At 41.8% G+C, this 23,988-nt stretch carries 22 protein-coding genes and 1 pseudogene; 14 read left to right on the forward strand and 9 right to left on the reverse strand.

Features of this window, described 5'->3' with window-relative positions; genetic code table 11:
* Window positions 1-207: 207 nt before the first annotated feature.
* On the reverse strand, window positions 208-516 hold the full coding sequence (locus tag ACM0OT_RS12330; protein WP_414564634.1) for a hypothetical protein: 309 nt from the start codon (window positions 514-516) through the stop codon (window positions 208-210).
* Window positions 517-681: 165 nt separating this feature from the next.
* Here ACM0OT_RS12330 and ACM0OT_RS12335 point away from each other — a divergent pair, with 165 nt between their 5' ends.
* Window positions 682-1,905: an acetate kinase gene (locus ACM0OT_RS12335; protein ID WP_414564635.1), complete on the forward strand. Its 1,224-nt coding sequence runs from the start codon at window positions 682-684 to the stop codon at window positions 1,903-1,905.
* Window positions 1,906-1,967: 62 nt separating this feature from the next.
* Here the strand turns inward: ACM0OT_RS12335 and atpC are convergent, their stop codons facing one another.
* Both atpC and atpD read right to left on the reverse strand, forming a co-directional pair.
* Window positions 1,968-2,381 carry an ATP synthase F1 subunit epsilon gene (gene atpC / locus ACM0OT_RS12340; protein ID WP_414564636.1) on the reverse strand — a complete coding sequence of 138 codons (414 nt, stop codon included), beginning with the start codon at window positions 2,379-2,381 and terminating at the stop codon, window positions 1,968-1,970.
* A gap of 179 nt (window positions 2,382-2,560) precedes the next feature.
* Window positions 2,561-4,009 (reverse strand): F0F1 ATP synthase subunit beta, encoded by a 1,449-nt coding sequence (gene atpD, locus ACM0OT_RS12345; RefSeq protein ID WP_414564637.1) that lies wholly within the window; start codon window positions 4,007-4,009, stop codon window positions 2,561-2,563.
* A gap of 133 nt (window positions 4,010-4,142) precedes the next feature.
* On the opposite strand from atpD, the gene ACM0OT_RS12350 reads away from it, so the two are divergent.
* Window positions 4,143-4,283, forward strand: coding sequence for a hypothetical protein (locus tag ACM0OT_RS12350; protein ID WP_414564638.1), 141 nt, complete (start codon window positions 4,143-4,145; stop codon window positions 4,281-4,283).
* A 64-nt stretch (window positions 4,284-4,347) separates the two neighbouring features.
* Here the strand turns inward: ACM0OT_RS12350 and ACM0OT_RS12355 are convergent, their stop codons facing one another.
* Window positions 4,348-5,058 (reverse strand): PEP-CTERM sorting domain-containing protein, encoded by a 711-nt coding sequence (locus ACM0OT_RS12355; protein WP_414564639.1) that lies wholly within the window; start codon window positions 5,056-5,058, stop codon window positions 4,348-4,350.
* Between the two features lie 563 nt (window positions 5,059-5,621).
* Window positions 5,622-5,822, reverse strand: coding sequence for a hypothetical protein (locus ACM0OT_RS12360; RefSeq protein WP_414564640.1), 201 nt, complete (start codon window positions 5,820-5,822; stop codon window positions 5,622-5,624).
* A gap of 238 nt (window positions 5,823-6,060) precedes the next feature.
* Here ACM0OT_RS12360 and ACM0OT_RS12365 point away from each other — a divergent pair, with 238 nt between their 5' ends.
* The 3 genes from ACM0OT_RS12365 to ACM0OT_RS12375 all read left to right on the forward strand — a co-directional run bounded on the left by ACM0OT_RS12365 (window position 6,061) and on the right by ACM0OT_RS12375 (window position 9,116).
* The gene (locus tag ACM0OT_RS12365; RefSeq protein ID WP_414564641.1) at window positions 6,061-8,220 is read left to right on the forward strand and encodes a Tex family protein; all 2,160 of its coding nucleotides are present in this window, start codon (window positions 6,061-6,063) and stop codon (window positions 8,218-8,220) included.
* A 226-nt stretch (window positions 8,221-8,446) separates the two neighbouring features.
* Window positions 8,447-8,845, forward strand: a complete 399-nt coding sequence (locus tag ACM0OT_RS12370; RefSeq protein ID WP_414564642.1) for a phage holin family protein — start codon at window positions 8,447-8,449, stop codon at window positions 8,843-8,845.
* Between the two features lie 79 nt (window positions 8,846-8,924).
* The gene (locus ACM0OT_RS12375) at window positions 8,925-9,116 is read left to right on the forward strand and encodes a YqaE/Pmp3 family membrane protein (RefSeq protein WP_414564643.1); all 192 of its coding nucleotides are present in this window, start codon (window positions 8,925-8,927) and stop codon (window positions 9,114-9,116) included.
* A 152-nt stretch (window positions 9,117-9,268) separates the two neighbouring features.
* Here ACM0OT_RS12375 and ACM0OT_RS12380 read toward each other — a convergent pair whose 3' ends face one another.
* Entirely contained in the window at window positions 9,269-10,069 is an 801-nt protein-coding gene (locus ACM0OT_RS12380) for a histidine kinase (RefSeq protein WP_414564644.1), read from the reverse strand.
* Between the two features lie 293 nt (window positions 10,070-10,362).
* Between ACM0OT_RS12380 and ACM0OT_RS12385 the strand changes: the two genes are divergently transcribed.
* The 7 genes and pseudogenes from ACM0OT_RS12385 to ACM0OT_RS12415 all read left to right on the forward strand — a co-directional run bounded on the left by ACM0OT_RS12385 (window position 10,363) and on the right by ACM0OT_RS12415 (window position 15,456).
* Entirely contained in the window at window positions 10,363-10,587 is a 225-nt protein-coding gene (locus tag ACM0OT_RS12385; protein ID WP_414541816.1) for a hypothetical protein, read from the forward strand.
* A 47-nt stretch (window positions 10,588-10,634) separates the two neighbouring features.
* Window positions 10,635-10,970 (forward strand): cytochrome c6 PetJ, encoded by a 336-nt coding sequence (gene petJ, locus ACM0OT_RS12390; protein WP_414564645.1) that lies wholly within the window; start codon window positions 10,635-10,637, stop codon window positions 10,968-10,970.
* A gap of 24 nt (window positions 10,971-10,994) precedes the next feature.
* Window positions 10,995-11,093: pseudogene (locus ACM0OT_RS12395) on the forward strand (aldo/keto reductase); the annotation flags it as partial.
* A gap of 27 nt (window positions 11,094-11,120) precedes the next feature.
* A complete protein-coding gene (locus ACM0OT_RS12400) occupies window positions 11,121-11,579 on the forward strand; it encodes a VOC family protein (protein WP_414564646.1) in 459 nt (152 codons plus the stop codon).
* Between the two features lie 317 nt (window positions 11,580-11,896).
* Window positions 11,897-13,771, forward strand: coding sequence for an ATP-binding protein (locus tag ACM0OT_RS12405; protein ID WP_414564647.1), 1,875 nt, complete (start codon window positions 11,897-11,899; stop codon window positions 13,769-13,771).
* Between the two features lie 34 nt (window positions 13,772-13,805).
* Window positions 13,806-15,095 carry a sensor histidine kinase gene (locus tag ACM0OT_RS12410; protein WP_414564648.1) on the forward strand — a complete coding sequence of 430 codons (1,290 nt, stop codon included), beginning with the start codon at window positions 13,806-13,808 and terminating at the stop codon, window positions 15,093-15,095.
* A gap of 85 nt (window positions 15,096-15,180) precedes the next feature.
* Window positions 15,181-15,456, forward strand: a complete 276-nt coding sequence (locus ACM0OT_RS12415; protein WP_414564800.1) for a hypothetical protein — start codon at window positions 15,181-15,183, stop codon at window positions 15,454-15,456.
* A 24-nt stretch (window positions 15,457-15,480) separates the two neighbouring features.
* On the opposite strand, the gene ACM0OT_RS12420 is transcribed toward ACM0OT_RS12415, so the two are convergent.
* Together ACM0OT_RS12420 and ACM0OT_RS12425 are read right to left on the reverse strand one after the other, a co-directional pair.
* The gene (locus ACM0OT_RS12420; RefSeq protein ID WP_414564649.1) at window positions 15,481-16,224 is read right to left on the reverse strand and encodes a class I SAM-dependent methyltransferase; all 744 of its coding nucleotides are present in this window, start codon (window positions 16,222-16,224) and stop codon (window positions 15,481-15,483) included.
* A 36-nt stretch (window positions 16,225-16,260) separates the two neighbouring features.
* Entirely contained in the window at window positions 16,261-17,832 is a 1,572-nt protein-coding gene (locus ACM0OT_RS12425) for a metallophosphoesterase family protein (protein ID WP_414564650.1), read from the reverse strand.
* Window positions 17,833-17,969: 137 nt separating this feature from the next.
* Between ACM0OT_RS12425 and ACM0OT_RS12430 the strand changes: the two genes are divergently transcribed.
* On the forward strand, window positions 17,970-19,229 hold the full coding sequence (locus tag ACM0OT_RS12430; protein ID WP_414564651.1) for an FAD-dependent hydroxylase: 1,260 nt from the start codon (window positions 17,970-17,972) through the stop codon (window positions 19,227-19,229).
* A gap of 317 nt (window positions 19,230-19,546) precedes the next feature.
* The gene (locus ACM0OT_RS12435; protein ID WP_414564652.1) at window positions 19,547-21,739 is read left to right on the forward strand and encodes a transglycosylase SLT domain-containing protein; all 2,193 of its coding nucleotides are present in this window, start codon (window positions 19,547-19,549) and stop codon (window positions 21,737-21,739) included.
* A gap of 112 nt (window positions 21,740-21,851) precedes the next feature.
* On the opposite strand, the gene ACM0OT_RS12440 is transcribed toward ACM0OT_RS12435, so the two are convergent.
* Window positions 21,852-23,918 carry a chromosome segregation ATPase gene (locus tag ACM0OT_RS12440; RefSeq protein WP_414564653.1) on the reverse strand — a complete coding sequence of 689 codons (2,067 nt, stop codon included), beginning with the start codon at window positions 23,916-23,918 and terminating at the stop codon, window positions 21,852-21,854.
* Between the last annotated feature and the right edge of the window lie 70 nt (window positions 23,919-23,988).

Here is a 23,988-nt window from a genome sequence, read left to right on the forward strand (position 1 = left end):
CTGTTGTTCTCAGCATCAATCAGTTATTAATAAAGAGACATAAGGGCTTTTCAAGTAAACAAGTATTCCCAAATTGTTTGTAGAGCAGGCATCTTACCTGCTAATTATCAAGGGCGGGCAGAATGCCCACCCTACAACATGGGATAATTTAATTTCTGGAAGTCCTCAAAAGCCTGAATCAGTAATCATCGTTCACTGTTTACTGATTTAATGTCTTCTCCAGTCATACATTAATCTGCCACGGCGATCGCGCACTAACTGCCATTGTCCACGGCGATAGTATTGTCCACTATAACGAATACGTGGATATCTTCTTCTGCCACGATAGTGTCGTTGATTACGTGTTCTCCGGTTATAGCGGTGTCGTGTGGAACGGTTGTTACGATAGCGTCTTCTACGATGTCTCTGAGCTAACAAAAGTTCTGGACTGGTATCTCCTTCCCCTATTAAATTTGTCTCTAGTTCCACATTCTGCTGTTGGAGAACATTATTTTGACTATCTTTAGCTTCAGCCATAGCCGGCGGATAGATGAAGGCCAATAGCAAGATTGTAATTGAATACAGCTTCTGGAAACTTTTCACGTTTTGCCTTTCTTGAATTAGTGGTAATGAGTATATTTAATAGCTGAAAATTAGCACTCATATAGTTAACTGTTCACAAACATCAAATAGGTAAAAGTAATGAAAGTATTAGTTCTGAATGCTGGATCTAGTAGCCAAAAAAGTTGTCTGTATGAAATTGCAGATCATAAACTTCCTCATCAAGCACCCCAACCCCTTTGGGAAGGAAAAGTTAACTGGACTCAAGACCGGAGTGTGGCAGAAATTGAAGTGAAAACAGCGACGGGTGAAACGCTGCAAGAATCAATTTATGGTGATTCGCGCCGCGCCCATGTCGCCTATATGCTTTATACCCTCAGTCGTGGAGCTACCAAGGTCATCGATCATCTTTCAGAAATTGATGTGGTGGGACACCGCATAGTACATGGTGGGCAAGAATACAGGAAAAGTGTGGTGATCACAGAGAATGTGAAACAGACCATATCCAATCTGTCTAGTCTGGCTCCTGCACACAATCCAGCCGCTTTAGAAGGCATAGAAGCCATAGAGCAAAGCTTAGGAGATGTTACCCAAGTGGCAGTGTTTGATACTGGATTTCATGCCAGTCTGCCTGATGCAGCAGCTATTTATCCTGGCCCCTATGAGTGGGTAGAGCAAGGTATCCGCCGCTATGGGTTTCATGGTATCAGTCATCAATATTGCTCTGGACGTGCGGCTCAAATTCTCAACCGAGATTTAGCATCCCTCAAATTAATCACTTGTCATTTAGGTAATGGTTGCTCGTTAGCAGCAATTAAAAATGGTCGCAGTGTTGACACCACTATGGGCTTCACACCCCTTGATGGGTTGATGATGGGTAGTCGTTCTGGTGCAGTTGACCCAGGGATTTTAATTTATTTATTAAGACAATCAAATTACTCTGCCGAAAGATTAGATTATGTATTAAATAAAGCTTCTGGATTACGTGGAATTTCGGGAGTATCCAGCGACTTACCCCAGGTAATTGAGGCGATCGCCCAAGGTAATTACCGCGCTCAATTAGCTTGGGATATGTATGTGCATCGCCTACGGGCTGGTATTGGTTCCATGCTAGCCAGTTTAGGAGGATTAGATGCGTTAGTATTCACCGCCGGGATCGGTGAAAAATCCCCAGGAATCCGCCAAGCAGCCTGTGAAGCCTTTGGGTTTTTGGGATTGAAAGTTGACCCGTCTAAAAATCAGCAGCAGCCTGTTGATGAAGATATAGCTACAGAGGATTCCCAAATCCGCGTATTAGTCATTAAAACTCAAGAAGACTGGGCGATCGCTCAACAATGTTGGCAGTTGGTAATTCGTAATTCGTAATATCTCTTTTAAAATACTTAGGGTGAGCTGATAGCCCACCCTAATTTGTGATATGTCAATTTTTAGACTAAGCCGCCAGCTGCTTGAAAACGAGCGCGGGCGCGTTTAAAGGCTTGAGTTGCCTGAATTTGTGCTTGACGATCTCCTGCTGGAACTTGATTGAGACGTGTTTGAGCTTGGTTATAAGCTGTACGAGCATCTTCAAGTTTAATAGTGTCGCCACGTTCAGCACCATTGACCAGAATTGTCACTTCATCTTCTTCGACTTCAGCAAAGCCACCCAATAAAGCGATCGCTTGCCAATTGTCAGTTTTGCTAGCCCGGACGCGCATCACGCCTGTATCCAAAGCCGTCAACAGAGGTGCGTGTCCACTTAAGATACCCAACTGACCAGTAGTACTAGGTAGAACCACTTCTTCAGCCACAGCATCCCATACTGTCTTATCTGGGGAAACTACACGAACAGTTAAAGCCATATTAATAATTTCTCATTGGTGACCACTAATAACTAGCAATCCATAACCCGTAATTAGCAAGATAATTACAAATTACCCTCCGGGTGCGGCAGTTCCTCTTTGAGGGAACCACCAAGACCGGACTGCCTTACGAATTACGAATTACGTTAGCGAAGCTCCTCTGAAAGAGGCATTACGAATTAACCCTTCAGCTTTTCAGCTTTTGCCTTTGCTTCGTTAATGTCGCCCACCAAGTAGAAAGCCTGTTCTGGTAGTTCATCCAATTCACCAGATAAAATCATTTGGAAGCCCTTAATGGTATCTTCCAACTTTACATATTTACCAGGAGAACCGGTGAATACTTCAGCTACAAAGAACGGTTGAGATAAGAAACGCTCAACCTTCCGTGCCCGTGCTACGATCAGACGGTCTTCTTCAGACAATTCATCTAGACCCAGAATGGCGATGATGTCTTGAAGTTCTTTGTAACGTTGCAAAGTTGACTGCACAGCACGAGCAGTGCTGTAGTGTTCGTCACCGACAATCTCCGGCTGCAACATGGTGGAGGTAGAACCCAATGGGTCAACTGCGGGATAAATACCCTTAGCGGCTAAACCACGAGACAATACTGTGGTTCCATCCAAGTGAGCAAAGGTGGTTGCAGGTGCAGGGTCGGTTAAGTCGTCCGCAGGTACGTATACTGCTTGAATCGAGGTGATTGAACCTTCTGTAGTCGAGGTGATCCGTTCTTGTAATGCACCTACGTCGGTTCCCAATGTTGGCTGGTATCCTACCGCTGAAGGCATCCGACCCAACAGCGCCGATACTTCTGAACCTGCTTGTACGAACCGGAAGATGTTGTCAATAAACAGCAGTACGTCTTGCTTGTTAACATCACGGAAGTATTCTGCCATAGTCAAGCCTGACAGGCCAACCCGCATTCTCGCTCCGGGTGGCTCGTTCATTTGACCATAAACTAGAGCAATCTTTGATTCGTTGAGGTTATCTTTGTTGATTACCCCAGATTCAATCATTTCGTTGTAGAGGTCATTTCCCTCACGGGTACGCTCACCCACACCAGCAAATACAGACACGCCACCGTGCTGGGTTGCGATGTTGTTAATCAACTCCATCATGATTACGGTCTTACCGACGCCTGCACCGCCGAACAGACCAATCTTACCACCACGGCGATAGGGAGTCAGGAGGTCAACAACTTTAATCCCAGTTTCAAACACCGAAGGTTTGGTTTCCAGATCAGTGAATTTGGGAGAAGGACGGTGGATGGGTAAGGTGTCCTGAGAACTGACAGGGCCTTGATTGTCTACAGGTTCACCCAGGACGTTAAAAATCCGGCCCAAGGTAACTTTACCGACTGGTACGCTGATGGCAGCACCTGTATCAACAACTTCCAGACCACGGACTAAGCCATCAGTGGAACTCATTGCAACAGCTCGCACCTGGTTGTCGCCCAGAAGCTGTTGTACTTCAACAGTGAGGTTGATTTCTTGTCCAGCTTCGTTAGTGCCTTTGATGGTCAAAGCGTTGTAGATTTGTGGCAGTTTACCGCCGGGAAATTTAACGTCTACAACTGGACCGATGATTTGGGTAATGTAGCCAATGTTTGTTTTTTCTGCTGTGGTGACCATGCTGAGCCTAATAATTGAAGCTATATTTCAGATAGGGTCTTGGAAGACATAAGATTATGCAATGTCATCTTTCACTCTAGCACCGGAAGGGGACACAACGACCTTAGTAATTCCTTAAAAAAGGGAGTGGAGATTGGGGAGTAAAGAAGGTCGAGTCACTTCTGGGGAACAGCGGCAATGGAGACTAGAATTGGAGGCTGGGTTTCTTTCTTTAACTCAAAATTCCCCAGCTACTTTTCCCACAGGGTGTGCTTTTTCTGTTGATGAAACCTGAGATTCAAATTTTTCCCAATTGATTATGTGAATTTTTTTGGGGCGTAGCCATGCCCGTCAGGGCTTTATGCTTTTGTGATCCGCTTACCGCTATGATATTTTTTCCGTGCAGTAGTAGCACCAACAGTACCCAACGCTAAGATACTCAACATCGCACTTGGTTCAGGTACAGCTTGAATCACAATGGGGAAGGCAGAACCTAGGGTGATATTATCAAAACCAATTTGATCAGGTATCCCTTGGAGTTCTACTGATTTTGCTATTCCGGAAAATGATACACCGATTGGCACTAATAGACTATAGTCGCCAGTGGGATCAGGTGCTTCATTAAATGGTGTGATTGCCAATTCTAAAGTTGCAAGTATATTTCCACTGGCATTGAGTCCGTCATATAGTGTGACAATTCCGGGGAATCTAGGTAATAAAGATGTGTAAAAAAATGAGAACCCAGTGTCAAAGCCGTTGAGTGCGTTGAGAATTACACCAGATCCTTCTTGAAAGAATAAAATTGTATCTGGGCTAGGTTCACCACCAAAATTACCTGTACCACCAGCGTCAGCATCAACGAGGGCTAGGGCGTTAGGAGAGAAAGTAATACCAAAGTTATTAGGTGCTTGATTGTAGAAGTTCCCAACAGGATTAAGATGGCCAATTCCTTCAAAATCAAGCACAATCGTTGCTGCTTCTGCCTTACCTAACGCTAATGTAGTTAAAGCAAAAAATGTGGCTCCAGCTCTAGCTAGGAATAGTTTTTTCATTACTGTCGCAGTTGTCATGAAAGTAATGTACTGAAGTTCTGGCGTTAGTCTTGTCAGCAGTCTAAATTATTAGATGTCCTCAATTTTTTTAGTAAAGTTACGTACAGACAGCTACGGTCATCGGTAGGAGCCGCAGAGACACTCAAGAGTGCTGAATTAACATAATATGCTTATTGATATTAATACGTATATTTTATAAAAAAATCACATTTTAAAGCACAATGTACATACCTCAAAATATTAATTTTGGGTAAATTAAGCAGTATTTGTGCCAAAAAAGCTTAAATAGGCGGTTTTGATGATTGATAACTTTGACAGAATATTTACGATCGCCATTGCTGGATTCCCCATGATCAACAACCTTCTCGTTCATAATTTTGATGCTGTTGATACTAATGGGAGTTTCTAAAGCTTGTGAAGTTGCTGTTTAATAAATTCACACAAACTGGACTTTTACCAAGAGCTACTGTGTCGGTGAAGGGGGAGAAGCGTTACACGCTCCACTCAAGAAAGCTACTAAAAACATCTACCAGAGGCTAGATTTTATATTGATCACAGGAAGAATCAACCTAGTGAACATGCTAATGTAAAAATCTGTTGGTGCTAACCAGTACAAGAATTAACAACAATAACTGAAATTGCCAAGGTGCTAAAACTAAACTCAATATCAAACTGATAACCGTAAATAATCCTGTAAGATATGCTATTTCGTCATTACACTTTTTCGCCACATAGCCAGTTACTAAACCAGTACATAGCGGAATTAAAAAAGAAAAATGCATTTTTACTATCCTCGTAACTAAAACGTAACAGTTGATAAAAGTAGATTGAAACTGTTTTGATAAGTTTGGTTAATTTTACAACTAAGGGGATTTTTGTCAAAATTATCTAGAGAAATAAATAGCCAAGAAGGTTGAAATTACCTAATTGTCAGGTCAATGAGTGAATCTTTGGTGCCATTGTTGAGAGAACGATCTAGCATATTACATCTAGGAGTACCTTTTTGACACTACACACCCGATGCTGAACATTCCCCAATTACTGGCGACTGAATTAGACCTCAAACCTTATCAGGTACAAAATGCACTGGAACTTTTGGCGGAGGGGGCGACAGTTCCGTTTATTGCACGTTACCGCAAAGAACGCACTGGTGAGATGAATGAAGTGCAACTGCGGGATTTGTTTGAGCGATATACTTATTTAACCGAATTAGAAGAACGAAAATCGGTGATTTTAAAGGCGATCGCCGAACAAGGTAAACTAACAGATGACCTGAAAGCCAAAATTACCGCCTGTTTACAAAAAACTGAACTTGAGGATTTATATCTACCTTATCGACCCAAGCGACGTACCCGCGCCACTATTGCTAGAGAAAAAGGACTAGAACCACTAGCAGAGTTTATCAAGTCGCTGAATGTCAAGAATGGCGTTACAGCATCACTGGAAGCAGAAGCAGCGAAGTATGTTTCTGAGAATCAGGAAGTGAAAACACCCCAAGAGGCGTTGAAAGGTGCTGCGGATATTTTAGCGGAAGAGGTAGCAGAAAAAGCCGAGCTACGGGCATATCTGCGTGATTATCTGTTAGTAGAGGGAGTCTTTGTTTCCCGCATTAAAAATGATTATCCCGAAGGTACAACTAAGTTTGAAATGTACCGCAACTATCAAATTCAGGTGAGAAATATTGCACCCCATAATATGTTGGCGTTGTGTCGGGGTGATGCTGAGGGAATCTTAAACTATGAAATTGTTTTTGATGAAGATTTGGTACTTTCTTATCTGGAATCAAAAGAAATTCAGACAAAAGTTCGCGTAATCCGCGATTTTTATCAGGCGATGCTGAAAGATGCATTTAATCGGCTAATGAAGACTTCCATCGTGGGTGAAGTGATTTCCCTGAAGAAAACTGATGCTGATATTGAGTCCATTAAGACCTTTGAAACGAATCTGCGCGAATTGTTACTATCTGCGCCAGCGGGGATGAAACCGACTCTAGCTATAGACCCAGGGTTTAGAACTGGGTGTAAAGTTGTAGTACTTGACCAAACAGGACAATTTTTAGAATATCAGGCGGTGTTTCCACATCAAGCGGCTGAACAACGCGCCAAAGCAGCTCAAACTATTAAAAGTTTAATTGAAAAATATCAAATTGAGTTGATTGCAATTGGTAACGGTACAGCTTCCCGCGAGACAGATGAGTTTATCACCCAAGTATTACAAGCCATCGACCGTCAACCGATTAAAGTCATGGTAAATGAATCTGGGGCATCAATATATTCTGCTAGTAAAGTCGCACTCGCAGAGTTTCCCGAATTGGATATTACCGTACGTGGCGCCATTAGTATCGGTCGCCGTTTGCAAGACCCACTAGCGGAACTAGTGAAAATTGATCCTAAGTCTATCGGTGTGGGACAATATCAGCACGACGTTGATCAAAAGTTGCTAAAAAAGAAACTAGATGACACCGTAGAAAGTTGCGTTAACTACGTTGGTGTAGACTTGAATACCGCTTCCAAGGAATTGTTAACTTTTGTTTCCGGAATTACCGCCACAGTTGCTAATAATATTGTTGCTTATCGCAACCAGCATGGAGCCTTTAAAAATCGCCGCCAACTATTGAAGGTGACAAAGTTGGGGCCAAAAGCCTTTGAACAAGCTGCGGGTTTTCTGCGAATTCGTGGGGGAGATAACCCCTTAGATAATACCGCAGTCCATCCAGAAAGTTACTCAGTGGTGCAGGCGATCGCAGCTGATTTGGATGTACCTTTAAATCAAGTAACCCAAATTGCTGCACAACTCAAAAAGACCAACTTGAAGAAATACGTCACCGATAGCGTTGGTGAACCGACATTGCGAGATATTATCAGCGAACTCGATAAACCCGGTAGAGACCCCCGTGCAGAATTTAAGTATGCCACTTTTAGAGAAGGCATTAAGGAAATCACCGATTTACAAGTGGGAATGGATTTAGAGGGAATTGTCACAAATGTTGCTAACTTCGGTGCGTTTGTAGATATTGGCGTACATCAAGATGGTTTAGTACATATTTCTCAACTGGCTGACAGATTCGTAGATGACCCCAAAAAAATTGTCAAAGTAGGACAAGTTGTGCAAGTCAGGGTGTTAGAAGTTAATGAAAAATTAAAGCGAATTAGTTTATCGATGAAAGCAGTCAAACAATAGCGTAGGTGGGGAGTGGGGAACTCGGGGCCCCCTCTGGGGATAAGGGGTAATGAGGAGTGAGAAAAACCTTTTATTTAGCGGGGAGATACTGCTATAAGTTTTTTCTATAATCAGCCTAATGGTAGAAGCTAAATCTATCGGAAAAAAGATGTAAAAGTCGAGAATATTGTTCAAGATAGTAATTAAGATTCGCGTACACTCTATCTTTTATTTTTAGGTAAAAAAAATGTGGGGAACACTTTTAACTATCATAGCTACAGCACTAAGCTTACTAATTGTCGATTTAGTGGTTCCTGGAGTTAACCTAGCTAATTTTCCGGCGGCTTTGATTGCTGGTTTCGCAATTGGACTGATTAATAGTTCAGTGAAGCCAGTGCTTTCTACTCTTTCATTGCCACTGAACTTTGTTTCATTAGGTGCCTTTTCACTGATCGTCAATGGTTTCTGTTTCTGGTTAGCAGCGTTGCTAGTACCTGGGTTCGCAGTCCGAGGAATTATTGCGTTTATTCTAGGTCCAGTGATTCTATCTTTTGCTAGCACTTTCATCAACAATTACTTTGCTGCAAGAAATCCTGCTTTAAACAGTAGTGATGTCAATACCCAAGGTGAATTACCTTCTAGCTAGATAAGTAATCGCATCCAATAGCTGAATTACGACAATTCAGTATCTTCATTAGCACTTCATCAAACACCAGCAACAAATCATGAAAATAGTTCGTTTTCTTCTAGGTTTAGTATTGCCTCCTTTAGGCGTTTTCCTGACAGTGGGTGTAGGCCCAACTTTACTGATTAATGTTTTACTGACACTTTTAGGCTGGCTTCCCGGTAGTATTCATGCCGTTTGGGTTATTGCCAAGCATGAAGAACAAATGAGTACAGAAAGAGGTAGTTACTAATTTTTTTTGGTAGAGATGTAGCAGTGCTATTTCTCTGCCATGATTTTTTTCATAGATAAAGCAAAATAGGGTGGTAACTTACCTACCCTATTATTTTAATATTTGACAACTCTGGAAACCATTTTATGTACATTTATGGTTAAAATAGCGTGCTATTTCTTTGTAAGTTGTTCATCTTTATCAGCAAGTTCTTTATCTTTAAATAAGTCAGCTGCTGATAACAGTAATTCCCTGAGAGTTTGTTTGATTTGGCGCTCCTTGTAAGCTAGAGAAGAACCTGCTTCTCCTAGTTTATCTTCTAACTGCGATCGCTTCTCTTCTACTTGTGTAGCTAAAACTTCAGCTTGGGGACGGGCTTGATTATACCAGTTTTTTGCTTCATCTATATAATCTTTAACTTCCTCAGAGCGTCCGCCATACCGTGCAGCCAAATTAGCTCGAACAATAGCTAGTTGCGCTTGCAGTTGTGCATAGCGTTTCTTCAATAAAGATACTTCTTCACTATCTTTGATGGCATTAACCGCAGAGTCAATGGCGCTTTTAGTTTCAGCAGTTTTATCTTTGCCTGTATCTTCAATTTCTGCTAAAATTCCATCAACTTCTTGCTGAATTTGTTCTTCTTCGTTGTCTAATTGAGCTTGTAGTCTTTTGACTTCTGCTTGGGTTTTCACAATAGCTTCGTGTCTTTTACTGTTGACTCCTTCTAGTGCGCCTTCAATAGAAGCTGTCACATCTTCTTTAATTTCTGTACTTTTGTCTTGGAGATTTTCAATGACAGCAGAAACAGCGTCTTTGACAAGTAAACGAATTTCTTTGGAACCTGTTTTAAATTCTGAACTTACCTGAGAAACAGCAGATTTGACAATTTCCCGAATTCTTTCGGTTCTTAATTGTCCAGTTTCTTGAACTTGTTTGAGGTCAGTTTGGATTTTTTCTTTGATGTTGTTAGACATGTTGAGGTATTCCTAATTTTTATTAGGTATTGTGTTACATCTATATTATGAAATGTATTTTAAGTTTTGGGCACTTCCTTTAGATATAAATTCTGTGCTAGTAAAAGCGGCGATCATGATTTTTTAAACAAACCCCAGAGACGCAGAGGACACAAAGAAGCGATTCATTCGGGAAGTTTTTCTGATTGACTATTATGCGTTTACTTTTTCTTCCTCCTTCTCCATACATACTTTGTAAGTATTTACCTATTTATGGGATGATAAGTAATAGTTAGTAGTCAATCAATTTCCTTATGTGGCGTGTAAATGTTACTTGTTCTGGTGATGCCTGGAAACAATATGGGGCTGATTTTAAAAAGATGGCAGATCAGTATCCATGCGAGTGTATTTCTTCTAAAAAAATGCCCGATGAAACACGGATTATGGCATACAAAATAGAAGATATCAGCGATGCTGAGACGTTTCAGGAAAATTGTGCCAAATATACGGGATTTATCACTGACTTTGAATCTTTGTAGGATGGGCTGCAATGTCACTAAGCTAACTCAGTATCCGGAGTATGTGAATGAAAAGACTATTAACAGTGTTATTAGCAACAATTTTTTTATTTTTTAGTAATTTTACATTGCCTGCGATCGCCTCAGATATCAGTAATGGTGCAGAGGTGTTTAGTGTTCATTGTGCTGGGTGTCATATCAATGGCGGTAACATCATCAGGCGGGGTAAGAACTTGCACAAAAAAGCCCTCCAGAAATATAGTATGGATTCCGTCGAAGCGATCGCATCTATAGTCACTAATGGTAAAAATAACATGTCAGCCTACAAAGACCGTCTCACTTCACAGCAAATAGAAGATGTTGCTGTTTATGTTCTAGAACAAGCCGAAACTGGTTGGCATTAGATAATTAAACATTAAAATCTTAAACTAGATCAAAAAGATAGCCATCGCCTTAATTCTATATCTCGCCAGTCACAGGATTTATATCAATTAATTGGCGATTGTGGCGACGAATATCAACGATAATCGAGCTTTACAGGAGCAGTTACTAGTATGCAATCTAGCACTACCCCCAAAACCATCTTAGTTGCAGGCAATCTCCGGAAGGTACATCATGTTGCCCTCAACGTCCAAGATATGCAAGCTTCTCGACACTTTTATGGTCATATTCTGGGTTTGCACGAACTCACCGGGGCCGAAGTACCTGCTACCCTAGTGGAACTTGTCAACGCCGGGAAAGTTGCCAATTTCGTCACCCCCGATGGTACAATTCTCGATTTATTTTGGGAACCAGAATTAGCACCACCAGATTCCAATCCTGACAATAAGTTTACTAGAGCATACCATCTGGCTTTTGACATCGATCCGCGATTATTTGAGCAAGCATTGGCAGTATTGCAGGAAAATCACATTGCGATCGCTCACGGCCCAGTGACTCGTCCCACTGGTAGAGGTGTATACTTTTATGACCCAGATGGCTTGATGATTGAAATTCGTTGTGATCCCATATAAAACTGTTTCATGTTATGTCCCAGCCTAGAAACTTGGATTACACCTGAGTTATTTAATTGCATAAAGCTCTGTGGTTATGGCTGCGCTTAAAGCCATAGCGTACCTTGGGCTACAATTGCAATGTTATTAGCTGTCTCCACGAATAAATTTAATTTTGCTCAATTACTTAGTATTTTTTTAACCGTTTTATAAAAGAATCACTATGTATGCTTTAACAATAGGCTAACTAAGAAAATTTCTGCGGTTATCATGCTACTTACACGCAATGTTGGGGAATACTTAGTTTACAAACATACATAGCAAATCCAACTAGCATCATGTTGGCATTTTTTTACTCAAACGGTTTTATTCCCCACGGACATTGTTATCTCTGGAAAACTGGACTAGTATGGCTCCACATTATCTCTGATGCCACCATCGCCTTAGCCTATTATTCTATTCCTCTTTTACTGATCTACTTTATTTCTCAACGCAGAGACGTTCCTTTCAACGGAGTTTTTCTATTATTTGGTGCTTTTATCATTGCCTGTGGTACTGGACATTTAATGGAAATTTGGACGCTTTGGCATCCTGATTATTGGATTGCAGGTGGACTTAAAGCTATCACGGCTATTATTTCTATATATACGGCATTTGCATTAATTTATCTCATACCTCAAGCTCTCACATTACCTAGTCCCGCTCAATTAGAAGCTATCAATCGAGTGCTTGCAGATGAAATTGTCCAGCGCAAGCGCATTGAAAAAGAATTACGCCAAGCAGAGGAAATAGCCAATAACTCCAACCAAGCTAAGAGTGAATTTCTCGCCAACATGAGTCATGAGTTACGCACACCCCTCAACGGTATTCTTGGCTATACACAAATCCTTCAGCGTACAGAATCTTTTACTGAAAAAGGCAGTAAGGGAATCAGCATTATTTATGAATGTGGCTCTCATCTATTAACCTTAATTAATGATGTTTTGGATCTCGCTAAAATTGAAGCCAGAAAGTTGGAATTAAATTTCATTGATTTTTATTTACCTGCGTTTCTAGATAGTGTCAGCGAAATTTGTCGCATCCGCGCCGAACAAAAAGTGATCAAATTTCATCTACAACTTGATCCTGATTTACCAACAGGAGTTCGTACTGATGAAAAACGCTTGCGGCAAGTCTTAATTAACTTACTTGGTAACGCTATTAAATTTACTCAACAAGGCAGTGTTACCTTCACAGTTAAGGTCATTAATCAAGGAGAAAATGACAATGGAAAAATCATATATAAAATTCGCTTTGAAATAGCAGATACAGGTACAGGTATGACCCCTGAGCAAGTCAATAAAATCTTTTTGCCTTTTGAACAAGTAGGAAATCAGAAACGACAAACAGAAGGTACGGGCTTAGGACTAGCCATCAGCCAAAGAATCATTTCGTTGATGAATAGTCAAATTCAAGTCACAAGTGAATTGGGTACAGGTAGCACTTTTTGGTTTGATTTAGATTTGCTAGAATCTCGAGACTGGGCAAAGGTTTCTAGAAGAGTTGAGCAAGGAACTATTATTGGTTATCAAGGAGAAAAACGCACAATTTTGATTGCCGATGACAAATGGGAAAATCGCTCGGTAATTGTCAATTTACTAGAGCCGATAGGATTTACTGTTATCGAAGCTAGTCATGGTCAAGAAGGATGGGAACAAATTAAAGCCCATCAACCAGACTTGATTATTACTGACCTAGTGATGCCAGAAATGGATGGATTTGAGTTTATTAAAAGCTTGCGTCAGTCTGAGCAATTTAAAGACACAGCTGTTATTGCTTCTTCAGCTAGTGTCTTTGCTGTTGACCAATACAAAAGTATTGATGTCGGTGCAGATGCATTTCTGCCAAAGCCGATAGAAGTTGAAACCCTGCTAGAATTGCTGCGAAAATTTTTGCACCTGGAATGGCTATATGAAAACAAAACAAATACAACTAGCAAAACTGATGTAAATAGTTCTAATCTGTCAGTAAATATAATTCCTCCTGCCCCAGAAATTTTACAAGAATTTTTCAAATTATCCCAAGATGGAGATATTCAAACAATTTTAGAAATAGCTCAAAAACTTGCTGTATCTGATGAGCAATTAAGTGCCTTTTCTTGCCAAATCATCCAGTTAGCTAGCAACTTTCAACTCAAACGTTTAGAAACATTTATTCAACAATACATGAATTGATTTGGCGTAAATAAACTTCACCTTTATATGCATCATGACCAAGTTTTTTAGTAACGGATTTATTCTAATTGTTGATGATAATCCGACCAATTTGTCTGTCTTATCCGCAGCACTCACTGGAGAGGGTTTACGCTTCCGTGTTGCAGTCGATGGCGAAAGTGCGATCGCCCAAGCAGAACGGAATCAACCAGATTTGATTTTACTGGATGTACAAATGCCGGGTATTGACGGATTTGAAACCTGTTGTCGCCTGAAAGCCAATCCTGTGACTCAACACATTCCCATTATTTTCACCACAGCCTTAGCAGATATACAAAGCAAAACGAAAGGTTTTTCTCTTGGTGCCGTAGATTATATCTCTAAACCATTCGCCCAAGAAGAAGTTATCGCTAGAGTGCGAGTGCATTTACAACTCAAGCAATTAACTCAATCCCTAGAACAACAAGTTAGCGATCGCACTTCTGCTTTACAACAAGCACAAGTCAAACTGGTACAGCAAGAAAAACTCTCGACATTGGGAGAATTAATCGCTGGTATTGCTCACGAAATGAATAATCCCATCAGCTTTATCACCAACAATATCCCGCCTTTAAAGGAATACATTGCCGCAATAACCGAGCTGCTCCTACTATATGAACAAGAGTATCCCCACCCAACAGCCAAAATTACAACTTTTATTGAAGCCCTAGATCTGAACTTTGTTCTCGAAGATTTAGGAAAAATTGTGAGTTCACTTAAATTAGGATCTGAACGAATTCAGCACCTTTCTAATTCACTCCGCTGCTTCTCTCGCTCGGATAGCGATGCCAAAATACCTGCGGATTTGCACCTCGGCCTAGACAGTACGTTGCTGATTTTACAACACCGCCTGAAAGGTAATGGCGATCGTCCCTCCATTGAAGTTATTAAGAATTATGGAACATTACCACAGGTAAACTGCTATGTCGGAGAGATAAATCAAGTATTTATGAACCTTCTGGCAAACGCAATTGATGCTATTGATGAAGTTATTAGCCAAGGCAAAATAAAAGATCACATTCCTCAAATTAAAATTACCACAGAAATAAATACACAAAATTGGGTTGTAATTCGGATTGCTGATAATGGAATTGGTGTCCCTGAGCGGATCAAACAACGACTATTTGAACCATTGTTTACCACAAAATCTGTTGGTAAAGGCACTGGACTTGGCTTGTCCATTGCCCATCAAATTATCGTGGAAAAACATCATGGCATTATGGAAGTCAATTCTCCCTTGGTTATGGGAACCGAGTTTACGATCGCAATTCCCATTGTGAGTACGATGGTAAGTAATGGGCAATAGATAATAGATTTATTGGCAACTCATTTGGAGCTACTATATTTATGGTAAATAAGTAAAAAATTAACTTATTTTGATGAGAGAACCAATACAAATGTTTCAAGTTATCGAAGAAACAATCACCAACCCACCAATTCCCCACGAACCACATAAGCAATCATTAAAAGCTTGGGCTATGTATTGTTTAAGAGATAAAGGTTTCAAAGTTGTGTATGCCCAAAATGCCGACTTTGCTATTGAACCCAAGGGCAAAGATAAGGTGTATTTTAAAGTGACAAATAACGCCGAAGAAGTAGACAACTCCTGTAACTGGATAATTTGGGATAGTACAACCAAAAGTGTCAGCTTAAAACCCTTGTCATAAAACTCACACAAACCAACTTCGTAATTACGAATTATTAAAAGTTTGTTTTTCAAACACCATCAAATGCTGTTGGGGTAACAAGTTTTTGGTTTCTCGCCAAACTAAACCAACAGCTTGCATTTCTTGACGAACTTGTTTTTGAGTCATCTTGTGCAGCCGTTTAATCATAATAAACGGATTTTCACCCCGGTACTCAACCAACACTACCCGACCATTTGGTTTTAAGGCTTGGACAATTCCTTGCATCACTTCCTGGGGATATGCAAATTCATGATAAGCATCAACCATCAATGCTAAATCTATGCTGTCAGGTGGGAGGTTAGGATTAGTCAGTGTTGCCAAAATAGGTTCAACATTAGGAATATTTTTCTCTTGTTTGAAAAACTCAAGAATATCTAACATTTCTGGCTGAATATCTACAGCCAAAACTTTTCCCTCTGTTAATAACGGCGCCATGCGAAAGCTGAAGTAACCTGTACCTGCACCAATATCAGCCACTACATCATCGGCTTGTAAATTCAGCACACTTACGACTTTACTTGGTTGTTCTTCTACTTCCCGACTGCTGCGTTCTAGCCAACCGACACCTGTGTGTCCCATGACTTTGGCTATTTCTCGCCCCATGTAGTTTTTGCCGATACCATCGGGGCTTGGGTGCGCTAACTGTTCGTAAACTGTGTTGGTTGCTGTATCTGCAATGGCTGCGGTAGTTGGGTTAAAGAAAAAACTTCCTAGTATTAAGAAGGTAAACAGTATCAATTGTTTCATTTTGATGAATACAGCGGTACGCTGAACTTTTTGAGTTTAAATCACGAATGGCTGAATTTCAGGCGTGTGCCATTGTTCACCAAAACGTTCGGCTACTAAAGGTCTGACAATAAATTTGGGTGGATTACCATCTTGAACGTCAATACGTACGCATGAATACGGGAACCGCCTATATTCATTGTGACCATTCCGACCAAGGAATAGTAGGGAATCGGCAACTTTCCGCGCGGGACGACCGGGAATATCGGTGAAAATCTCCTCTAATTCAGTTCCTTCTAAACGCTGGCGTCGGGGTAAATGTCCACTACCACCGGAAATAATACAGTTGATGTGAGAATCGGCATATCCTGTATCCACTGTGCGGAGATATTCTAAACAGTGGGCGTGGCCGTTTAATATTAAATCGACTATGGGACGTTCTTTCACTAAGGAACCTAGAGTTTCTGCTACTTGTGCAAATACCCAGCGTAGGCGGTGGCGAACTGCTAAGGTTTGCGCCTGATTCCATTTTGTAGCTTCTGTAACGTAGGGTGGATGGTGAAAATAAATAATTCTTCCCCGCACTTCTGAGGTGTTCCAAGATTCGATGAGTCTGTTGCGTAACCAATCAAGTTGTTCAAAATCAATCATGGCCATAGTGTGTGAAGCCAATTGTTTTTCGATATCGATTTTGATTTCATTAATTTGGTCTAATTTGGCATTGAGATAATCGATTTTTTCCGCATCTGCTGATTTATTAGCGTTAAATTTGTCACACGCTGCTAAAATCTGCATTTCTTCATGGTCTATTTCTTGGCGACGCTTTTGTAAGACTGTGCGGTCAATTTTACCCTCTGGAGTCTGTGGTAAAGGTGAGGGGTCATTAAAGGTATTAGAATCTAGAGCAAAAAAGTCAATACCACCATAACGAAAAGTATAATATCGGTTAGGAACACGGGTAAATGTTCCTGGTTGATAACGCAAGCAGCGCCCCGTGTGAGTTTTTGCAGTATAGTGCTGTTCTAAATGTAGTTGTAAATCTGCCGGTGAAGCGATCGCAGCTAGATAATCAATAAATGCCTTAGCATAAGCATCACCTTGATTTGATCCATGCCAGCCAATCTCAATATCTTTGTAACGTAGCATCCGCCGTAATCGTAGCGTACTGCCGGTTAACAAACGATACATCAACGGTACATCATAGTAATCGTGATTACCCGGCACAGGCAGAAACGGCAGATTAAATACCATTTGGTCATAGGGAATCTTTTCGGGGTTGTCGCCACCTTGCAGAAATTCTCGATAAGGTTCGATAAATTTATTTACGTAATATTCATGAGAACCCACCGTATAAATCACATCGCCAGTGTGTAAGACAAAACTACACTCGTCTTTGTGGGGAAGCATCAGTTCCGCGACTTTGCGTTGGGGATGTTGACCATAATGAAATTTTGTCCCAGTATCACCAATTACCATAAAGGAAAATTCCGGATGATCCTCCTTACCGTCATCAATGACCATACTGGTTTGGTCGATCCCTTGTGAGACAATCTGAGGATCAAGCCATCGCACCCGTTCCTTCATTTTATGTATTTTCACAGGAATCGATGGTTCAGAAATTAACTTCATCAATCATTACTCCCAACATGAAAATTTTTCTTTTTCCTTAATCGTTAGCCTCAGCGCCCTTAGCCTCTAAATCAACTTGCTCTAAATAGCGTAATTGCGTAAAAATAATAGCTAGGATGCCTTAATTTATCTTAACAATGGCGCTCACACAGGTTCATCAAACTCTTTCTCTTCCACAAACACCACCAAATCCCCAGGGATATGATTATGATTTGGTAATTGTCGGTGGTGGAATTATTGGCTTAACCCTAGCCTCTGCTTTAAAAGATTCTGGCTTGAGTGTCCTGCTGATTGAGGCCAGAGTAGCATCAGCCGCAGTAGCCAAAGGGCAAGCCTATGCAGTTCACATGCTTTCGGCACTCATTTACCAGGGTATTGGAGTTTGGGATCAAATATCGCCGCAAATTGCCAAATATTGCCAAGTTCGTCTGTCTGATGCCGATTATCCCGATGTAGTGGAATTTGCCACAGATGATATAGGTACGCCAGAACTAGGCTATGTCGCTGAACACCAAGCACTGCTACAGCCTTTGCAGGAATTTGTGCAAAATTGTGCCAATGTGACTTATCTTTGTCCAGCGGAAGTGGTGAAAACGCAATACCAGCAGGACATAATAGCCGTAGATATCAAAATTGCTGACAAAATCCAAACAGTCCGTAGTAGATTACTTGTGGCAGCCGATGGCTCACGATCGCGTATCCGTGAAGCTGCGGGTATTAAAACCTTTGGTTGGAAATATTGGCAATCTTGTATTGTAGCATTTGTCAAACCAGAAAAACCCCACAACAACACTGCCTACGAAAGATTTTGGACTAGCGGCCCATTTGCCATATTACCGTTACCGGGGAACCGTTGTCGGATTGTCTGGACAGCCCCTCATGAAGAAGCCAAAGCCTTGTGTGCCTTAAATGACGAGGAATTTTTAGTAGAACTCAGTCGTCGCTATGGTGATCATATGGGTAAGTTGGAATTGCTAGGCGATCGCTTTATTTTTCAAGTACAACTCATGCAAAGCGATCGCTATGTCCTACCTAGATTAGCCTTAATTGGTGATGCCGCCCACAACTGTCATCCCGTCGGCGGACAAGGTTTAAATTTGGGCATTCGGGACGCCGCAGCTTTGGCACAAGTGATCCAAAAAGCACATACAGCAGGTGAAGATATTGGTAATATTAAAATCCTCAAACGCTATGAAAGTTGGCGTCAGCGAGAAAACCTGACAATCTTAGGCTTCACTGATTTGTTAGATCGGATGTTTTCTAACAACTTCTTACCATTAGTAGTCATTCGTCGCTTAGGTTTATGGCTCATGCGGCGAGTACCTGTGTTAAAAGTGTTTTCTCTTAAGTTGATGATTGGTTTAACAGGGCGTACCCCAGAATTAGCTAGACGGTGATGGGATTGGGGCTGTGTGCGAGATGCTCCACGCCCTATGGTGTTCACACAAATAATCTCACCACCCCAAAGCCCCCCTGCTTTTTCACAGTCCCTTAACTGGCGCAGCGTATACAATTGTCCTCAAGAAACTCTAAAAATTTGCACACTATATACTAAGGATAGATGTAATCAGATCAAGAGTGTGATTTAAAATTCAGTACTGGCAACAGTCTTGATTTTTCCAAAATTTCCAATTTCAACTCAAAAAGTGATTACACTCATGGACAGGAATGTTAGAGTTTCAAGAAATTCATTGGCACTTCTCAGCGAGTATTCATGCTGAAGAAACTACAAAAAAAACATATTTCTCTCATTGCTGGCGCAGCACTATTTGCCTTTTCAGCTGGGGCGATGGTGTCAGCACCCGACATTGGCAGATCCTTGGGACAGTTGTTGAACCTAGGGCAAAGTTCTGGGCAAATATCTGATACCAACCAAGCGCAATCGGCCGTATTTCCACTAATATCACAGTCTCCCGCAGAACGAGCCGCAAACTTAGAAGCGATCGCTAACGGTTCCAGTTCACCAGACAGAGAACGGGCGCGCTATTTGTTAGCCAGTGATTTAATTGATATTAGAGAAGCAGAAAAGGCTCTGAGTCTACTTGAAGGACTAGAAAGAAGTTATCCTAGTTTGGGCCCTTACATCTTGCTCAAACAAGCCCAAGCACAGGATATATTGGGTGAAAGCGGCAAAGCTTCTGACCTGAGACAACGAGTACTCAGAGAGTATCCAGAGGAAGCTGGCGCAGCAAGATCCATGTATTTGATTGCCCTACCGGAACTTCAAGATCAGGCGATCGCGCAATTTCCTTCTCATCCCCTGACTTGGGACATTATCTATAAGCGGTTACAAGAAAATCCCAATCAGCCCCAATTGCGGTTAATCTTAGCCAAATATGCCTACAACCAACCAGGTATTGTCGGCGTACTAGATCAGTTAGTCAAACAGCCCAACCTCAAAGCCCAGGACTGGGAAACTATTGGTGCAGCCTACTGGTATAACAATCAATTTGCCAAAGCAGGTGCAGCTTATCTACAAGCACCCAAAACCCCAACCAACCTTTACCGGGCCGCACGGGGGTTACAGGTAGGAGATAAAGAACGGGAAAAGGCGATGGCCACCTACAATCAATTGGTGCAGCAATTCCCTGAAGCCAGTGATACAGGTACAGGCTTGTTACGTTTGGCGGAAATGGCCAGAACGCGTAAAGATGCCCTGCCTTATCTGGATCAGGTAATAGCCAAATTTCCCCAACAAGCTAGTAGGGCGGTAGTCGAAAAAGCCAGAATTTATCAAGGACTCAAGGATCAAAAATCAGCACAACAAGCTTGGCAATTACTCATCAATCAGTATCCTAATTCCAATGAAGCAGCTGAATATCGCTGGAACCAAGCCAATGAAAAAGCCAAAGCCAGAGATTACATAGGCGCTTGGGAATGGGCACAACCAATAGCCACCAACAATCCCAATAGTATTTTGGCTCCCAGAGCAGGTTTTTGGGTAGGTAAATGGGCCACTGCATTAGGTAAAGAACAAGAAGCCAGAGCCGCTTATGAGTATGTCCTCAGCCAGTTTCCTCACTCTTACTATGCCTGGCGATCGGCAACAATTCTGGGGCTGAATGTAGGTAACTTTGACACCGTGCGCCAACTACAACCAGAAGTAGTCCCCCAACAACGTCCCGTACCTCCGGCTGGTTCTGAAACTTTTAAAGAATTGTATTTGTTAGGTCAAGACCGAGATGCTTGGCTGCAATGGGAAACAGAATTTTTGAATAAAATGCAGCCCACTGTAGCAGAACAATTCACTGAAGGCTTAATGCGGTTAGCCAGAGGACAAAATCTCTCAGGAATTGGTATTATTTCTCGATTGGAAGACCGGGAAACACCAGAAGAACAAGCCGAATATGAAGCCCTCAGCCAACAGGTAACTTACTGGCAAGCCCGTTATCCCTTTCCTTATCAGCAAGAAATTAAAAAATGGTCTGCCGAACGCCAACTTAATCCCTTGCTAGTTACTGCCTTGATGCGCCAAGAGTCCATGTTTGAATCGAAAATCACATCCGTAGCCGGTGCTACGGGTTTGATGCAGGTAATGCCTAGCACAGCCACTTGGATTGCCCCGCAAATTAAATTGGATACCAAAGCTATAGATTTAAAAGATCCCGACCAAAACATCAAACTGGGGACATGGTATTTGGATCATACTCATCAGCAATATAACAATAATTCCATGTTGGCGATCGCTAGTTATAATGCTGGCCCTGGCAACGTCTCCAAATGGTTACGAACAATTGGTAAAACAGACCCAGACGAGTTTGTCGAAGCAATTCCCTTTAATGAAACCAAAAATTATGTGCGGCAAGTATTTGGTAACTACTGGAATTATCTGAGACTTTACAACCCGGAAATTTCCGCCAAAGTAGCAAAATACTCAACTTCACACCCACCATTACCCCAAAGGTGATATTGCGGAGATTGAACTCTCCACGCTTTGAAAAACAAAGTTGCTCGTATCGTTTTCATCCACCACCTATAAGGATGGTGGTTTTCAACTTCCCGCTATTTTCTATAAAAAACTACTGCTCAACAGTCGGAGCAATTGGCGGAGTAATAGACGGAAGAATCGGCTGAAATTGTGGCGGCTCAGGATTAAGCAACTGCTGCCAATTCCTAATTTGCTCTTGCGCCGCATTGTAAGCAGTACTACTACTAGGAATCAACTTAGCAGTCTCAATCGCCCGAGGAATATCAGAAATCCCTTGAGAACGAGCAATATCCAATAATTGCTGACTCCATTGATTAATTGAGATATTCGCATCCATCCGCAAAACGTTATTTCTGGGAATCCGATCAGCTAAACCTATAGCCTGAATCAAAGCTTCTGGTGTACCAGCAACAGCCGCTTCCCTGGCTCTATTCCAGTTTTCCCTGGCGAGAATTTGTCCTTGCCAATCGTCTATCGCGGCCTTGGCTTCACCAGAAAGCGATCGCCCTGAAGATGCAATCGGTTGAGCTGTATTAATAGCACCCCGGAAATCACCACTCCGTGCCAGTATTCTCGCCTGCTCTAAATACGGCTGGTCTTGGATGCGTTGTACACTTGCTGTCCAGGTGCGAATTTTTCTTTGTGCTTCTGGATACAAAGCCCGACCCCGACGGATTTGACCAGCTTCGGCGATGGCAGCTTGCAATGAGTTAATATCGTTGAGCCACGCCAGTTGTTGCGCGCGGTCTAATAATGGTCTATCTTCAATAGTTTCCACTTGACTACGCCAACGACTCATCTCTTTTTTTGCCTCCGAAGCACGGGGGTTACTAGTGGGGATGAGCTGTACTTCGGCGATGGCAGCTGATAAATATTCTACTGTGCCTTGGCTAGCCAGCGTCCGCGCTTTTTCTAAACGGGCGACATCTTCAATTTCCATCTGCCAACGGGCAATTAATTGCTGCGCCTGATTATAAACTGGCCTTGATGGGTCAATTTGTTGCGCCTGGAAAATAGCTGTTTCTAAACCCGATACTGTACCTATCCAGGCACTTCTTTGTGCATCCGTCAAAGCCATGAAGTCTTCAACTTCTGAATGCAACTTTGTATTATCTGGAATTTGTCTAGCAATTTCTAAAGCTGTATCTGCATCTCGTCTATCTAAACTTGCTTGGGCTAAATCCAACATTTGCCGCCCAAATGCCGGAATCAACTCTTGGGCTTTTTGATAAACATAGCTGTCTCTTCCAATGGAATCGGCTAGTTTAATGGCTTCTAGTAAATTATTAACTACTTTGCTCTTGGCTAAACTTTCAGCTTCTGCTAACTTTTCACTATCTTCCCTAGCTGTGGTAATTAACGCATTTAATTGATCATACTTAACACTGGACCAGTATCTATTATCTACACGCAGTAACTTGGCAGATAGCAGAAATGCCGATTGCCAACGTCTTTGCTCTAGTTCCGCTTCCGCATTTTTATATATATTTTCTGCCTGAGACCAAGTTGACTCCCATTTAGTAATTTGTTCATCTACTAATTTATAAGCTGAGAGGTCTTGAGGTATCTTACGCGCCGTGGCGATCGCTTCTTCTAAATCACCTGCTTGAAAACTTTGATCTGCTAATTGGAGAATATCCTGTGACCATTCTGCGACGAAACGATCAATTTCTCCCCGTAACGGATGCTCTTGTGGCAGTTCCCTCACTAAGGCGATCGCTTGCAATAAATCATTAACATTCTGTTTAGAAGCCGCTAACTGAGCGCAATGTAACCGCACTGAGGCACTAGCCAATGGCCAAAAAATTGCTGGGCAACTGGGTGCAGTTGGTAGCTTCAGCAGGATTGCCATGGCCAAAAATCCCACACTACCGGGAATTAATGTCAGAGCTATTGCCCACAACACCCAGCTTTTCATCCAGCGCGGAAGCTTTCGAGACTTTTTGCTGGGTGAACTTGCAACTTCTGGCTGATTATTTAAAGGTAATCCGGAATTGTCTTGTGTTTGCTGCTTCACTGACTTAGAGGTAGAACCAGTAGTTGGGATGCCAAATGCTTGATTTTCACCGAACTGTGACTTTCGGAATACTCTTTTCATCTCATCTGGCTCTCCCGCTCTGGTGGTGGGCCAACTTTCTGGAATATCCCGCTCTGTCATCTCTCACACCAAAATATTTGAATAGCGATCTTTTCTAGGCTGATAATTCCAATGTTGCCATAGTAACTTT

This window comes from Anabaena sp. CCY 9613 (assembly GCF_963920895.1).
Taxonomy (GTDB): Bacteria; Cyanobacteriota; Cyanobacteriia; order Cyanobacteriales; family Nostocaceae; genus Cyanocohniella.